The organism is Streptomyces spiramyceticus (assembly GCF_028807635.1).
Taxonomy (GTDB): Bacteria; Actinomycetota; Actinomycetes; order Streptomycetales; family Streptomycetaceae; genus Streptomyces; species Streptomyces spiramyceticus.
This window is the reverse complement of the sequence record NZ_JARBAX010000001.1, coordinates 1,326,511-1,340,841: the sequence shown is the minus strand read 5'-3', so window position 1 is coordinate 1,340,841 and position 14,331 is coordinate 1,326,511. Positions and strand designations below refer to the sequence as shown.

Genomic DNA, 14,331 nt, shown 5'->3' with positions numbered 1-14,331 from the left:
ACGGGGCTCTTCGCTGTCCCCGGGGCTGGATAGGGTAGGAGGCATCCTTATCGGCTGTGGACCCTGGAGCGGACCATGAACGTTGTGACCCCGGTTGGCGGCGACAGCGTGGCGGCCGGCTCCTGGCCGGGTGTGCTGAATCCCCTGCTGCGCGGCGAGAACCTGTCGGCGGACGACACCGCCTGGGCCATGCACCGCATCATGAGCGGCGAGGCGACCGACGCCCAGATCGCCGGCTTCGCGGTCGCGCTGCGCGCCAAGGGCGAGACGGTCGACGAGGTGTCCGGTCTCGTACGGGCGATGTACGCGCACGCCAACACCATTGAGGTGCCCGGCCGTACGGTCGACATCGTGGGTACGGGCGGCGACCTGGCCAAGACGGTCAACATCTCGACCATGTCGGCGATCGTCGTCGCCGGCACCGGCGCCAAGGTCGTCAAGCACGGCAACCGCGCCGCCTCGTCGGCGAGCGGCGCCTCCGACGTCCTGGAGAAGCTGGGCGTCAACCTGGAGCTGACGCCGCAGCGTGTCGCCGAGGTCGCGGAGGAAGCGGGCATCACCTTCTGCTTCGCGGTGAAGTTCCACCCCGCCCTGCGGTACGCCGCGAAGGCCCGCAAGGAGCTGGGCGCGCAGACGACGTTCAACATCCTCGGCCCGCTGACGAACCCGGCCCAGGTCAAGGCGCAGGCGGTCGGTGTCGCCGACGCCCGGATGGCCCCCATCGTGGCGGGTGTCCTCGCCGAACGGGGGAATTCGTCGCTGGTTTTCCGCGGCGACGACGGGCTCGACGAGCTGACCACGACCGCGACCTCGCGAGTGTGGATCGTACGGGACGGGACGGTCCGGGAAGAGGCCTTCGACCCGCGTGACGTGGGCCTGGAGATCGTGCCGGTCGAGGCGCTGCGCGGAGCGGACGCGTCGTACAACGCGGATGTCGCGCGACGGCTCCTCGCCGGTGAGACCGGGCCGGTACGGGAGGCGGTGCTGCTCAACACGGCGGCGGCGCTCGTCGCCCTGGACCCGGCCGACGCGTCCCTGAACGACCAGCTCGCGGCGGGGATCGTCAGGGCGGCGGAGTCGATCGACTCGGGTGCGGCGCGCAGGGTGCTCGAACGATGGGTCGCCGCCAGCAACAAGTGAGCGCAGTTGTCCGACGCAAGCCGTAGCCCAGCCCCGTTTATCTCAAACGCTGGACTACGGCTTGCGTCTTCTTGATCGTGTGGCAGGATGCTTGGCAGGTCATGAGTGACAGCGTTTTGGCCCCGGCTTGCTGTCCGGCAACCCTCCGTCCGTGGCGGGGTGCCCCGGGTGAAGACCAGGTCGCAGACAGAAAGGTCTGCGGCAAGCGCGGACCCCTCGAAGCCTTGGGGTCCTGGTTCTCAGGGAGCCTCTTGTGAGCAAGCGAATGCGATAGGGCTCAACGGCCCTTCTCCGCACACCCATTTCACTTTTCTCCTGCGCTGCCGCGTATCTGCCGGCGCAGTGAGTTCGCGTACCTCACAGGAGTTCGCCATGTCTGTCTCCACCGCTGCCCCCGACCAGACCCTTTGCCGTGACATTTCGGGGGCTCTGGAGGTGCTTGGGCGAGATGTTCTCGTGCCGCTCGTCACCGGTGGCGAGGTCACCTACGCCGCCCTCGACTACGCGGCCAGCGCCCCGGCTCTCCAGCGGGTGTGGGACGACGTGGCGGCGTACGCCCCGTACTACGGCAGCGTGCACCGCGGCGCCGGGTACCTCTCGCAGCTGTCGACCGACCTCTTCGAGAACAGCCGCGCCACCGTCGCCGAGTTCCTCGGCTGCCGCGGGAGCGACCAGGTCGTCTTTACGCGGTCCACCACCGACTCGCTCAACCTGCTGGCCGCCGCACTGCCCGACGACTGCCAGGTCTTCGTCTTCGAGACCGAGCACCACGCATCCCTGCTGCCCTGGCGCGACGCGAAGGTCAACTACCTGAATGCGCCCCGGACTCCGGCCCAGGCCGTCGAGACCCTGGAGCGCGCGCTGGCCGACCGCACTGTGACGATTGAAGGGGGCTACGGCCCTGCCCTCGTGTGTGTCACGGGTGCCTCCAACGTCACCGGTGAGCTGTGGCCGGTCAAGGAGCTCGCCGCCGCCGCGCACGCCCACGGCGCCCGGATCGTGCTGGACGCCGCGCAGCTCGCGCCGCACCACCCGCTGGACATCGCGGAGCTGGACGTCGACTGGGTCGCCTTCTCCGGGCACAAGCTGTACGCGCCGTTCGGCTCGGGCGTGCTCGCGGGCCGCGCCGACTGGCTGCAGAGCGCCGAGCCGTACCTCGCGGGCGGGGGCGCGTCGCGCAAGGTCGCCCGCCGCGACGACGGCGGTGTGGACGTCGACTGGCACACCACGGCCGCCCGCCACGAGGCCGGTTCGCCCAATGTCATCGGTGTCTACTCGATCGCGTCCGCCTGCAAGGCGCTCGCCGAGGCCGGTTTCGACTCGCTGGTCGCACGCGAGCAGCAGCTCGTGACGAAGGTCCTCGACGGCCTCGCCGATGTGGACGCGGTCAAGGTGCTGTCACTCTTCGGAGACGAGGCCCCGCGCGTCGGTGTCATCTCGTTCGTGGTCGAGGGCTGGAACAGCTCGCACTTCGCGGCCGCCCTGTCCGCCGAGTACGGAATCGGCGTACGGGACGGACTCTTCTGCGCGCACCCGCTGGTCCGCACCCTGCTCGGCAGCGACCCGCAGGACCCGGGCGAGTGCGGTGCACCGGAGGCCGAGCCGGGTGAGAGGTCCCTGAACGCCATCCGCGTCAGCTTCGGCGCCGGTACGCCCGACGAGCACGTGGAGCGGTTCGTCCGCGCCGTCAAGGAGCTCGTCCAGGACGGTGCGAAGTGGAACTACCGCACCGAGGAAGGCCGTTGCGTCCCGGCGGTCTGACCGCCGGACATCGCTAGGCGTCGAGGCCGATCGCGAAGGCCGCTTCCAGGTCGTGCTGCGAGTACGTACGGAAGGCCACGTGCGTGTCGGTGCCCTCGACGCCGGGGATCTTGCTGATCCGGCCGGGGATGACGTCGGCCAGGTCGTCGTGCTTGGCCACACGCACCATGGCGATCAGGTCGTACGTACCGGTGACCGAGAAGACCTCGCTGACGCTGTCGAGCGCCGCGATGGACTCCGCGATCTCGGGGATCCGGTCCACGCTGGTCTTGATGAGCACGATCGCGGTGATCACGGTTGGCTTTCTCCCTCGGTGGCCGGCGCTGGGACCCTCACTCTATCCGTACGCCGGTAACACCCCCAGGCGAAGAGGAAGCCCGCGCAGAAGCCCGCCACGTGTGCCAGATAGGCCACGCCGGGGCCCGAGCCCGCGCTCTGCGCCGCCAGCCACTGGAGTACGAACCAGAAGATCAGAACGATCCAGGCGGGGAAGCGCAGCGGCAGAAAGAAGAGGAACGGGAACAGGCTGGTGACGCGCGCCCTGGGGAAGAGATAGAGGAAAGCCCCGAGCACCGCGGCGATCGCGCCGGAGGCCCCCACCAGCGTCTGGTCGGACGTGGCATGGGCGACGGCGTAGAAGAGCAGGGCGAGGTAGCCGCAGCTCAGATAGAACAGGGCGAACCGGACGCGGCCCATCCGTTCCTCCGCCATCGCCCCGAAGACGTACAGGAACAGCATGTTGCCCAGCAGATGGAGCCAGCTGCCATGGACGAACAGGGCGGTGGCCGGGGTGACCAGGGCGGCGGCCGAGCCGCTCAGCAGCTCGCTCGGGATCACACCCCAGCGCTCGAAGTGCGCGCTCTGCGCCGCGAGGAGGATGTCGCCCGTGCCGTACTCCGGATTGAGGCCGGAGAGCGGGCCGAGGACGAAGATCAGGCAGCACACGCCGATCGCGCCGTACGTCACCACGGGGCCCCGGGCCGCTTCCCGCCAACCGATCATGACCAGAGCATGTCGTAACGGGACCCAGGTGGACAGACCGCCTCGCCGGATCCCACGGGCCGGCTCCCCGCCACGTGGGTACCCGTGAGGCCGTAGGGTTACGGGCAGTAGGCACGCTGAAATAAGGACGGCACGATGACGACGGTTCCCCTGCCGACTGCCGAGACCCGGTGGCGCTGCGCCCTGTGCGGCAATCTCACGCGTTTCGACGTGACCCGGTCGTCCAAGGTGATCGAGTACGTACATCTCGACCTGGCCGGAGAGTCCAAGGTCGAAGAACGCGAGGTGGTCAGTGAGACCATCGAGTCAGTGCGCTGCCGCTGGTGCAACGCGGTGGACCAGATCGAACTGGTGGACAGGCCGGGCGCCGGCTCCTGACAGGACCGGCCCGAAAGGGTAGTGGGGTGACGGATTGTGGAGCATGCAAGCGGCGCTGAACCGGCCGATTCGGCCGGTGACGCCGCCGAGGTGCTCGACCGCCCGCTGCCCGAAGGTGTACGGCGCAAGGTCGTCGCGCTGGTCTCGGACGCGTTCGGCGGGCTCACCGTCGCCGAACTGCCCTCCCAGCTGAGGCAGTACGCCCGGTTCACCCCGACCAGGCGTGCCAAGTTCGCGGGCAACGCGATGGCCGCTGCCCTGGAGGGCGACCCGCTGTTCCGCCAGCGCATCGGCGAGCGGCTGCGCGAGGCGCAGCCCGAGCTGGCGACGGCGCTGGAGTCGGGTTCGCCGCCCGCCGCCGCCGATCCCGTCGACGTGGCGGCGGCGGCGTACGTGCTGCGTCCCGTCGGCTGGGTCAAGCTGGTGGCCGCCGCGGGCGAAGAGGCGCTGCGGGCGGACGCCGAGCGCGCCGACGAGGCCGCCCAGCGGGAGCTGGAACGGCTGCGCGAAGAGCTCGCGCACGCGCGCGAGCACACCAAGAGCGAGACCGAGCGGCTCCGTACGGAACTGGAAGCGGCCCGCAAGGAGGCCGACGTACTCCAGCGCAAGCTGCGCAGCGCGGTGAGCGATGTGAAGCGCGGCGAGGCGGCCCTGCGCCGTGCGAACGCCGAGGCCGAGACCTTCAAAGCCGAGGTCGCCGCCCAGGTCACCGCCTCCGAGAGCGAGACACGGCGCCTGAAGGCCCGCCTCGCCGAGGTGGAGGCGGGCCTGGAGGCGAGCCGCAGGGCCGTGCGCGAGGGCCGCAGCATCGAGGACATGCGGGTACGGCTGCTGCTCGACACGGTGCTGGAGGCCGCCCAGGGTCTGCGCCGCGAACTGGCGCTGCCGCCCGCGTCGCTGCACCCCGCCGACATGGTGGACGCCGTCGAGCCGGGCCGTATGACACCCAAGGACATCGCGGCCAGGGCGCTCTCCGAGACCGACCCCGCACTGCTCGACCAGCTGCTCGCGCTGCCGCAGGCGCACCTGGTCGTGGACGGCTACAACGTCACCAAGACCGGCTATCCGCAGATGCCGCTGGACAAGCAGCGGCTGCGCCTGCTCGGCGGCCTTTCGATGCTCGCGGCGCAGTCGGGCGCCGAGGTGACCTGTGTCTTCGACGGGGCGGAGCTGGTGGCGCCCGTGCTGCTCGCGCCGCCGCGCGGAGTCCGGGTGCTGTTCAGCAAGCCGGGGGTGACCGCGGACGAGCTCATCAGGCAGCTCGTGCGGGCGGAGCCGCCCGGGCGGCCCGTGGTGGTGGCGTCGACCGACCGTGAGGTGGCCGACGGGGTCGCGAAGGCGGGGGCGAGGCCGGTTGCGTCCGCCTTGTTGCTGAAGCGGCTTTCGCGCGTCTAGTAACTCGTGGGCCTAATGCCCGAATTCACGGAACGTACCGTCAAGTTGCCGTTACTGCACGTGTGATGAAAGTAAAGATTGTGACCTGGGTTTAAGATTTTCCCTGTGGGGATTTGAACTGATCACAAGAAGGTCACTAAGGTCTGGCCTCGAACCTTCGCACGGTTGATCGCCCATCCGGGGTGGCAGCGAAGGTACCGCCGAGTCCATGCAGTTCGGTCCAGTTCCGCGGGGGAACCGAATCGTGGAGCCGGGGATCACATCCCCCCACTAGCCCGGTAGGCGGCTCGAGGAAGAAGGAGCTCGCCTTCGTGGCGTCCCACCGTCGTCCCAAGCAGCCGAGCCGCACTCGTGTGACTGTGCTCACCGCGACCGCAGCCGCAGCCGTCGCGCTCACGTCCCAGACCGCTCAGGCCGACCCCAAGCCGACCAAGAGCGAGGTCAAGGCGAAGGTCGACAAGCTCTACCACGAGGCCGAGGCGGCCACGGAGAAGTACAACCAGTCCAAGGAGCGGCAGGACAAGCTCAAGGAAGAGGTCGACAACCTCCAGGACAAGGTCGCCCGCGGCCAGGAGGACCTCAACGACCTGCGCGGCGAGCTCGGTTCGGTGGCCAGCGCCCAGTACCGCACCGGTGGCATCGACCCCTCCGTGCAGCTCTTCCTCTCCGCCGATCCGGACAACTACCTGGACAAGGCCGGCGCGATCGACCAGCTGAGCGCCAAGCAGGCCGAGTCGCTCCAGAAGATCCAGGCGAAGCAGCGCACCCTTGCCCAGCAGCGCGCCGAGGCGACGGACAAGCTCGACGACCTCGAAGACGTACGCAAGGAACTGGGCGAGAAGAAGAAGAAGTTCCAGGGCAAGCTCGCCGAGGCGCAGCGACTCCTGAACTCGCTGACCGCCGCCGAGCGTGAAGAGATGCGGGAGAAGGAGCAGCGCGCCAGCCGCGCGGCAAGCGAGCGGGTCAGCCTCGGCAACGAGGTGGCGGCCTCCCAGCGCGGCAGTGCCGCGCTCAGCGCAGCGGCCACCCAAATAGGCAAGCCGTACGTCTCCGGCGCGACCGGGCCCAACTCCTACGACTGCTCGGGGCTGACCCAGTGGGCGTACGCGCAGGCCGGTGTCTCGATCACCCGGACCACGTACACCCAGCACAACGACGGCCAGAAGCTCTACAGCAAGAGCCAGCTCAAGCCGGGCGACCTGGTGTTCTTCAACAACCTGGCGCATGTGGGCCTTTACGCCGGAAACAACCAGATTCTGCACGCCCCGAAGCCCGGCACCAACGTGCGCTACGAGTCGATGGACTACATGGGCACCTTCCAGTTCGGTGTGCGTATCTGACAAACGCCTTTCTTGGGGACGCTGCCGACACCGCCCATTCGGGCGAATTCCGGCAGCTCCCGCTGACTGTCCGCCCCGCCGGTGACCTGCTTCTCCGGCGGGGCGTCGCTGTTTGCGCCCTGTCTGTGCCCCGCGAGGTCTTTGGCCGGGGTGTGTTCGCGCGGCTACTGTCTGCTCGCGCAGCTCCCCGGTCCATGGTCCGCCCGCCCAGGGCGGCAGGGGGCTGCACGCAGTGGAAGGGAGTGCGGCTTCCTGTGGTGACCCATCGGCGTCCCTCACCGTCCGGCCTCACGCAGAGCGCCCGGGTCACGGTTCTGTCAGCGGCTGCGGCAACGGCGGCGGCGTTCGTCGCTTCCCCGGCGAGCGCCGATCCTCAGGACACCCAAACGGCCACCCAGGCCAGGGTCGACCGGCTGTACGAGCAGGCGGAGCAGGCGACCGAGCGGTTCAACAAGGCCGACGAGCGCGCGGACGAGCTGCGCGCGGAGGTCGACCATGCCCAGGACGTGGCCGCCCGGGGCCAGGAGCGCATCAATCAGATGCGCGGAGCGCTCGGTTCGGTCGCGGGCGCCCAGTACCGGTCGGGCGGGATCGACCCGGCGCTCGCCCTGCTGCTGTCCGAGGACCCCGACAGCTACCTCGACAAGGCCGCGGCCCTCGACCGCATCAGCGCCCGCCAGGCGAGCGATCTGCACGAACTCAGGGCCGCGCAGCGCAAGCTGGCGCAGCATCGCTCCGAGGCCTCGCGCAAGCTCACCGAGCTGGAGCGCAGCCGGGCCACCGTCGCCCGCCACAAGCGCACCGTGGAGCGCAAGCTCGCCGAGGCGCGGCAGCTGCTCAATTCGCTGCCGTCCGACGAGCGCGAGGAGTACGACCGGTCCTCCCGCTCCGGTGCGGGCCGCAGCGAGACGCTGCCCATGCCGGGCGGAGCGCCTGCCTCCGCGCGCGCCGGAGCCGCCGTGCTGGCCGCTCAGCAGGCCGTCGGAAAGCCGTACATCTGGGGCGCCAACGGCCCGTACGGCTTCGACTGTTCGGGGCTCACCCAGTGGTCGTACGCGCAGGCGGGCGTCGCCCTGCCGCGCACCTCGCAGGCACAGCGCTACGCCGGACAGCAGGTCCCGCTCGATCAGGCGCAGCCCGGTGACCTCGTGGCCTACCGGGACGATGCCAGCCACATCGGGATGTACATGGGCAACGGCCAGGTGGTGCACGCGCCGTACCCCGGCGCTCCGGTGCGCTACGACCCCGTCGGCATGATGCCCATCTCGTCGGTGACCCGGGTCTGACGGGTCCGCGCCCGTGGACCGTACGATCGCCGGGTGGCAGGTCGGCGGTGCGGAACACGGCGGAGACGGTGGGCAGGGCCCGTCGTCGCCGCTCTCCTTGTCGCTCCTGCGTGCTCCGCTCCCGGGCAGCCCGCGGACGTCGCCGCCCGGGACATCCAGCGGGCCCTGGACCGCAGAGCCGCCGCCGTCGTCGACCGCGACGAGGCCGCCTACCTGGACGTCCTCGACCCCCGGGCGGGCACGCTGCGCGCGGCGGAGCGCCGTGAGTTCCGGAACCTCGCCGACGTGCCGCTGCGCTCCTGGGAGTACCGGCTGACCGGCCTCGACCGTACGGGCGCCGGCCGGGTCACCGCCCAGGTCGAGCTGCGCTACCGGTTCGAGGGGTACGACGGGGCGCCAGTGAAGGCCGCCACGGAAGTGGAGCTGGCCGAGCGGGACGGGCGCTGGTACGTCGCGGCCGACCGTACGGCCGCGGGCAGTGCGCGTCAGCTCTGGGAGCAGGGCAAGGTCACCGTCGTACGCGGCACACACAGCCTGGTCCTCGGCACCGGCCAGGACGCGGGCCGGCTGCGCGCCATAGCGGACACTGCCGACCGCGCTGTGCCCGCGGTCGACCGTGCATGGCCGGAAGGGTGGGCCAGGCGCCTGGTCGTCCTGGTGCCTTCCTCGGTCGACGCGATGGGGTCGCTTCTGGGCGCTCCGGCGGCCGCGTACCGGGGTATCGCCGCCGTCACCACGGGGGAGTCGGTGGGCTCGGGCCGGGCGCCCGCGGACCGGGTGATCGTCAACCCCGAGGCGTACGCAGTCCTCGGCGACTTCGGCCGCCGACTCGTCCTCACCCACGAGTCCACCCACGTCGCCACCCGCGCCCACACGTCCGCCGCCACCCCGATGTGGCTCTCGGAGGGCTTCGCGGACTGGGTGGCGTACCGCGACACCGGCCGTACCGCGGCCCAGGCCGCCCCCGAACTGCGCCGCGCGGTACACGCGGGAGAGGTGCCCGCCGACGCCGCGCTTCCGGCCGACAAGGACTTCGGCTTCGGCGGGGACGCGGAGGGTCTCGGGCGGGCGTACGAGAGCGGCTGGCTGGCCTGCGAGCTGATCGCGGAGCGGTGGGGCGAGGAGAAACTGACCGCGTTCTACCGGGCGGTGGGCGCGGAGCGGCAGCGCGAGGGCGCGGTCGAGAAGGCGATGCGGTCGGAGCTGGGCACGACGCTGGAGGACTTTACGGTGGGGTGGCGGGAGTACTTGGGGGAGCGGCTCGCCTGAGACGGCTTGGGTGTGACCGGCCGGCGGAGCTTCTTTCCCCACGCTGCTCCTTCCCGGGTGTGACATTTACGGCTCCGCCGCGTGGGGCAAGCCCCCAGACCCCGGGCATTTTCAGCCTCTCCGGCGTTTGAGGAGCGGGGTCTGGGGCGGAGCCCCAGTTCGGGAAGGGGCGGGTAGGGGAACAGCGGCCGCAGGCACCCGCACCGGCACCCGCGCCCGCACCCGCGCCCACCCCCCCTACGACGCCAGCAGCTCCCGCTCCGTGTCCGCCGCACGCTGCGCCGGGAGCGGCCGCTGCGCCCGGGCACGCGGACCCGAGACCGTCTGCTGCCACAGTCGGCGGCAGGCCATCAGCGTCGCGGCGACCAGCAGCCCATTGCGTACGGTCAGCAGCAGCACCCCCAGCCAGTCACTGCTCACCACGTGCGAGAACCAGATCGGGAACTCCAGGAAGGTGACACCGGTCGCGGCGAGCACCAGCCGCGCCGGAGCGCCCATCCGGCTGCCCCGGAAGACCAGACATACGGCGGCAAGGCCGACCAGCCACAGCATGTACTGCGGGCTGATCACCCGGCTGGTGGTCGTGAACAGCAGGAGCGCGGCGAAAGCCGCATCGCACGGCGTCGACGCCGCGAACTCGACCGCCCTGACCCGCCACAGCAGCAGCCAGCCGAAAGCCAGCGCCGTCAGCGCCATCGCAGCCGTGCTGACCACCGGGACGTACGGGCCGAGGAACTCCACGGAGCCGTAGTTGAGCAGCACCTGCCCCCGCCAGCCGAAGTGCCGGGCGGCATGGAAGACGAGCGCGCCGAGCGACTCGATCTCCGTGCCCCGCTCGCGTTGGAAGGTCAGGAAGGCCAGCGCCCCCGGCATCGTGGCGCAGAACAGCACCATCAGGCCCGCGAGCCCCGCGGCTGCCGCCATGCCCGCGGACCGCGCCCTGCGCCCGCGTGGCGCCCCGACGAGCAGCAGCAGCGGCCACACCTTCAGGAGCGCCCCGAAGGCCGCCAGCGCCCCCAGCACGCGCGGCCTGCGGGCCCCGGCCAGCAGGGCCGCGACGGCGACCGCCGTGACCATCACGTCGTACCTGGCGTACGCCGTCGGGCCGAGCAGCGGCACCCCCGCCACCCACACCCACGCCCCCGCGAGCCGCTTGCCGGGGCGTCGTCCGGCGTACAGCAGCAGACCCATGACGACGGTGTCCGCGAGGAAGGCCAGCACGAAGAAGGCCGACGTGTAGCCGAGGAAGGGCAGCAGGGCGGGGGAGAGGAGCGCGAGGGCGGCGGCGGGCGGGTACTGCCAGGTGATGTCGTCCAGCGGGAAGGTGCCGGTCCGGAGCACCTCGTACCAGCCCTGATAGATCACCGAGACGTCGCTCGTGACGTCGGGACCCGGCACGGTGAACACCTTGAAGACACACAGCAGCAGCACGGTCCGGGTGACAACCCACAGCGCGACAGGGCGCCTTGTACCGCCGGCTTCGCCAGTGCCCGCCATGACCACCTCGTCCGTTTCGCGCAGGGGTGCGGGAGACATGATGCCGGGCGGGGATGCGCCAGAGCCAAGAAGCGGGGCCGTTCGGTACTGTCGGCGGCGATGCACAAGACCCTGATCGTGACCAATGACTTTCCGCCCCGTCCCGGCGGCATCCAGGCATTTCTGCACAACATGGCGCTCCGCCTGGACCCCGAGCAGCTCGTCGTCTACGCCTCCACGTGGAAGCGGGGCGCCGAGGGTGCCGCCGCCACGGCCGCGTTCGACGCCGAGCAGCCGTTCACCGTCGTACGCGACCCGACGACGATGCTGCTGCCGACCCCGCGCGTCACGCGGCGCGCGGCCGGGCTGCTGCGCGAGCACGGCTGTACGTCCGTGTGGTTCGGGGCGGCGGCGCCGCTCGGGCTGATGGCCCCGGCACTGCGCAAGGCGGGCGCGACGCGGATCGTCGCCACCACGCACGGTCACGAGGCGGGCTGGGCCCAGCTGCCCGCCGCCCGTCAGCTGCTCCGCAGGATCGGCGAGGGTACGGACACGATCACCTATCTCGGTGAGTACACGCGCTCACGGATAGCCGCCGCGCTCACGCCCGAAGCCGCCGCGCGCATGGTCCAACTGCCGCCCGGCGTCAACGAGAAGACCTTCCACCCCGCCTCGGGCGGCGACGCCGTCCGTGAGCGGCTCGGGCTGCCCGACCGGCCCGTGGTCGTGTGCGTGTCCCGTCTGGTACCGCGCAAGGGCCAGGACACGCTGATCCTGGCGATGCCCCGGATACTGCGCGAGGTGCCGGACGCGGTGCTGCTGATAGTGGGCGGCGGCCCGTACGCCAAGGAACTGAAGAAGCTGGCCGCCGAGACCCGCGTCACGGACTCCGTACGTTTCACCGGTCCTGTGCCGTGGGAGGAGCTGCCGGCCCACTTCGGTGCCGGTGACGTCTTCGCCATGCCGTGCCGTACGCGCCGGGGCGGGCTCGACGTCGAGGGGCTCGGCATCGTCTACCTGGAGGCGTCGGCGACCGGGCTGCCCGTCGTGGCGGGTGACTCGGGCGGGGCGCCCGACGCCGTACTGGACGGGGAGACGGGGTGGGTGGTGCGCGGTGGGCCTGCGGCAGTCGCTGCCGACGAGTCGGCGGACCGGATCGTCACGCTGCTCCAGGATCCGGAGCTGCGGCGGCGGATGGGGGAGCGCGGGCGGGACTGGGTCGAGGAGAAGTGGCGCTGGGACCTGCTCGCGGAGAAGCTGAAGGCGCTTCTCTGAATCTTCTGTACGTCACCGGTGGAGCCCGTCTTCCGGGCTCCACCGATGTCAGTCCGTATCAGCCCCGGTAGATCGCTTCGATCTCGTCGGCGAAGTCCTTCGCGACGACGTTGCGCTTGAGCTTCAGCGACGGCGTGATGTGCCCGGCCTCTTCGGTGAACTGGCTCGGCAGCACGCGGAATTTCCGCACCGACTCCGCCTTGGACACCGCCGCGTTGCCGTCGTTCACCGCCTGCTGGATGACCGCGAGGAGATCCGCGTCCTCGCGCAGCGACGCGGCGGTCGACCCGGCCGGCTTGCCGTTCTCCGCCGCCCAGCGGGCCAGGAACTCCTCGTCGAGGGTGACCAGCGCGCCGACGAACGGCCGCCCGTCGCCGACCACCATGCACTCCGCGACCAGTGCGTGCGCCCGGATGCGGTCCTCGATCACCGCGGGGGCGACGTTCTTGCCGCCCGCCGTGACGATGATCTCCTTCTTGCGGCCGGTGATCGCGAGGTAGCCGTCCTCGTCGAGCGTGCCTATGTCACCGGTGTGGAACCAGCCGTCGGCCAGCGCCTCGGCCGTCGCCGCCTGGTTGTTCCAGTACCCGCTGAAGACATGCTCGCCGTGGACCAGGACCTCGCCGTCGTCCGCGATCCGCACCACGGAACCCGGCAGCGGCTGACCGACCGTGCCGATCTTCTGCCGGTCCCACGGGTTGAACGCGGTGGCCGCGCACGACTCGGTGAGGCCGTACCCCTCAAGCACCGTGAAGCCGATGCCGCTGTAGAAGTTGCCCAGCCGGTCGCCCAGGGGGGCGCCGCCGGAGATCGCGAACTTGCAGCGTCCGCCGAGCACGGCGCGCAGCTTGCTGTACACCAGCTTGTCGAAGACCTTGTGCTTGAGCTTGAGGCCCAGGGAAGGGCCGCCGGGCGTGGCCATGGCGCGGCCGTACGCGATGGCCGTGTCCGCCGCCTTGTCGAAGATCTTGCCCTTGCCGTCCGCCTGCGCCTTGGCGCGCGCCGAGTTGTACACCTTCTCGAAGACGCGCGGCACGCCGAGGACCAGCGTCGGCCGGAAGGAGGCGAGCTCATCGGTGAGGTTCTTGATGTCCGGTACGCAGCCGAGCCTGATCGGCGCCAGTACGGCCGCCAACTCGGTCATCCGCCCGAAGACATGCGCCGCCGGCAGGAACAGCAGCACCGAATCCTCGCCGGTGCGGAACAGCGGTTTGAGCCGCTCCACCAGATTGCCGCACTCCGCGAAGAAGTTGCGGTGGGACAGCACGCAGCCCTTGGGCCGGCCGGTGGTCCCCGAGGTGTAGACGATCGTCGCCGGGTCGTCGGCCTTGGCGCTCGCGCTGCGCTCGTCGAGCGTCTCCTCCGACACCTCGGCGCCGGTCTCGGCCAGCTCGGCGACCGCGCCCTTCTCGATCTGCCAGACGTACTGGAGGGCGGGCAGCCCGTCCCGTACGGACGCGACCGCATCGGCGTGCGCCCCGCTCTCGACGATCACGGCGACGGCGCCGGAGTCGCCCAGGATCCACTGGACCTGTTCGGCGGAGCTTGTCTCGTACACCGGCACAGTCACCGCGCCGGCGCTCCAGATCGCGAAGTCCATCTGCACCCACTCGTAACGGGTACGGGACATCAGGGCGACGCGGTCGCCCGGCTGCACGCCGGCGGCGATCAGGCCTCTGGCGGCGGCACGGACCTCGGCGAGGAACTCGGTGGCGGTGACATCCGTCCAGACACCCCCGACCTTGCGGCTCATGACCGCCACATCAGGGTGCTGCGTGGCATTGCGGCGGATGAGATCCGTCAGGTTGCCGTCCGTGGGGACCTCGTACAGGGCCGGAAGGCTGAACTCGCGCAAGACTGCTGCTCCTCATCGGGCGCCGGCGCCACGTCGATGTGCGCGTCGGCTGCGGTCCAAGACCGGGCAGGTGCTCAGTGGGGTGAGCACGTTTGGACTGCCCGGACGTTACCCACCAGTACTCGGTTCCGGATAGGGGGGTCTGGCCAGATGT

General features: G+C 70.6%; 12 protein-coding genes and 1 riboswitch. Of the genes, 8 read left to right on the top strand and 4 right to left on the bottom strand.

Annotation, left to right across the window (positions count from 1 at the left end; all coding sequences use genetic code 11):
• Window positions 1-75 precede the first annotated feature (75 nt).
• Both trpD and PXH83_RS06010 read left to right on the top strand, forming a co-directional pair.
• Complete coding sequence (gene trpD, locus PXH83_RS06015) at window positions 76-1,140, top strand: anthranilate phosphoribosyltransferase (protein WP_214915107.1); 1,065 nt, start codon at window positions 76-78, stop codon at window positions 1,138-1,140.
• A gap of 97 nt (window positions 1,141-1,237) precedes the next feature.
• Window positions 1,238-1,354: riboswitch (SAM riboswitch) on the top strand.
• A gap of 158 nt (window positions 1,355-1,512) precedes the next feature.
• A complete protein-coding gene (locus PXH83_RS06010; protein ID WP_274557535.1) occupies window positions 1,513-2,901 on the top strand; it encodes an aminotransferase class V-fold PLP-dependent enzyme in 1,389 nt (462 codons plus the stop codon).
• A 13-nt stretch (window positions 2,902-2,914) separates the two neighbouring features.
• On the opposite strand, the gene PXH83_RS06005 is transcribed toward PXH83_RS06010, so the two are convergent.
• A complete protein-coding gene (locus tag PXH83_RS06005; protein WP_005318592.1) occupies window positions 2,915-3,196 on the bottom strand; it encodes an Lrp/AsnC family transcriptional regulator in 282 nt (93 codons plus the stop codon).
• Window positions 3,193-3,903 carry a rhomboid family intramembrane serine protease gene (locus PXH83_RS06000; protein WP_274557519.1) on the bottom strand — a complete coding sequence of 237 codons (711 nt, stop codon included), beginning with the start codon at window positions 3,901-3,903 and terminating at the stop codon, window positions 3,193-3,195. The genes PXH83_RS06005 and PXH83_RS06000 overlap by 4 nt, the downstream gene beginning before the upstream one ends.
• Before the next feature lie 135 nt (window positions 3,904-4,038).
• Between PXH83_RS06000 and PXH83_RS05995 the strand changes: the two genes are divergently transcribed.
• From PXH83_RS05995 to PXH83_RS05975, 5 genes are all read left to right on the top strand, one after another.
• Complete coding sequence (locus PXH83_RS05995; RefSeq protein WP_028811405.1) at window positions 4,039-4,281, top strand: hypothetical protein; 243 nt, start codon at window positions 4,039-4,041, stop codon at window positions 4,279-4,281.
• A gap of 36 nt (window positions 4,282-4,317) precedes the next feature.
• Window positions 4,318-5,676: an NYN domain-containing protein gene (locus PXH83_RS05990; RefSeq protein WP_420803119.1), complete on the top strand. Its 1,359-nt coding sequence runs from the start codon at window positions 4,318-4,320 to the stop codon at window positions 5,674-5,676.
• A gap of 311 nt (window positions 5,677-5,987) precedes the next feature.
• The gene (locus PXH83_RS05985; RefSeq protein ID WP_274557514.1) at window positions 5,988-7,016 is read left to right on the top strand and encodes a C40 family peptidase; all 1,029 of its coding nucleotides are present in this window, start codon (window positions 5,988-5,990) and stop codon (window positions 7,014-7,016) included.
• Window positions 7,017-7,270: 254 nt separating this feature from the next.
• Window positions 7,271-8,302 (top strand): C40 family peptidase, encoded by a 1,032-nt coding sequence (locus PXH83_RS05980; protein WP_274557512.1) that lies wholly within the window; start codon window positions 7,271-7,273, stop codon window positions 8,300-8,302.
• A 33-nt stretch (window positions 8,303-8,335) separates the two neighbouring features.
• On the top strand, window positions 8,336-9,571 hold the full coding sequence (locus tag PXH83_RS05975; RefSeq protein WP_274557510.1) for a hypothetical protein: 1,236 nt from the start codon (window positions 8,336-8,338) through the stop codon (window positions 9,569-9,571).
• Between the two features lie 237 nt (window positions 9,572-9,808).
• On the opposite strand, the gene PXH83_RS05970 is transcribed toward PXH83_RS05975, so the two are convergent.
• Window positions 9,809-11,068, bottom strand: coding sequence for a glycosyltransferase 87 family protein (locus tag PXH83_RS05970; RefSeq protein WP_274562692.1), 1,260 nt, complete (start codon window positions 11,066-11,068; stop codon window positions 9,809-9,811).
• A 99-nt stretch (window positions 11,069-11,167) separates the two neighbouring features.
• On the opposite strand from PXH83_RS05970, the gene PXH83_RS05965 reads away from it, so the two are divergent.
• Entirely contained in the window at window positions 11,168-12,322 is a 1,155-nt protein-coding gene (locus PXH83_RS05965; protein ID WP_274557507.1) for a glycosyltransferase family 4 protein, read from the top strand.
• A 58-nt stretch (window positions 12,323-12,380) separates the two neighbouring features.
• Here PXH83_RS05965 and PXH83_RS05960 read toward each other — a convergent pair whose 3' ends face one another.
• A complete protein-coding gene (locus PXH83_RS05960) occupies window positions 12,381-14,177 on the bottom strand; it encodes an AMP-dependent synthetase/ligase (RefSeq protein ID WP_274557505.1) in 1,797 nt (598 codons plus the stop codon).
• Between the last annotated feature and the right edge of the window lie 154 nt (window positions 14,178-14,331).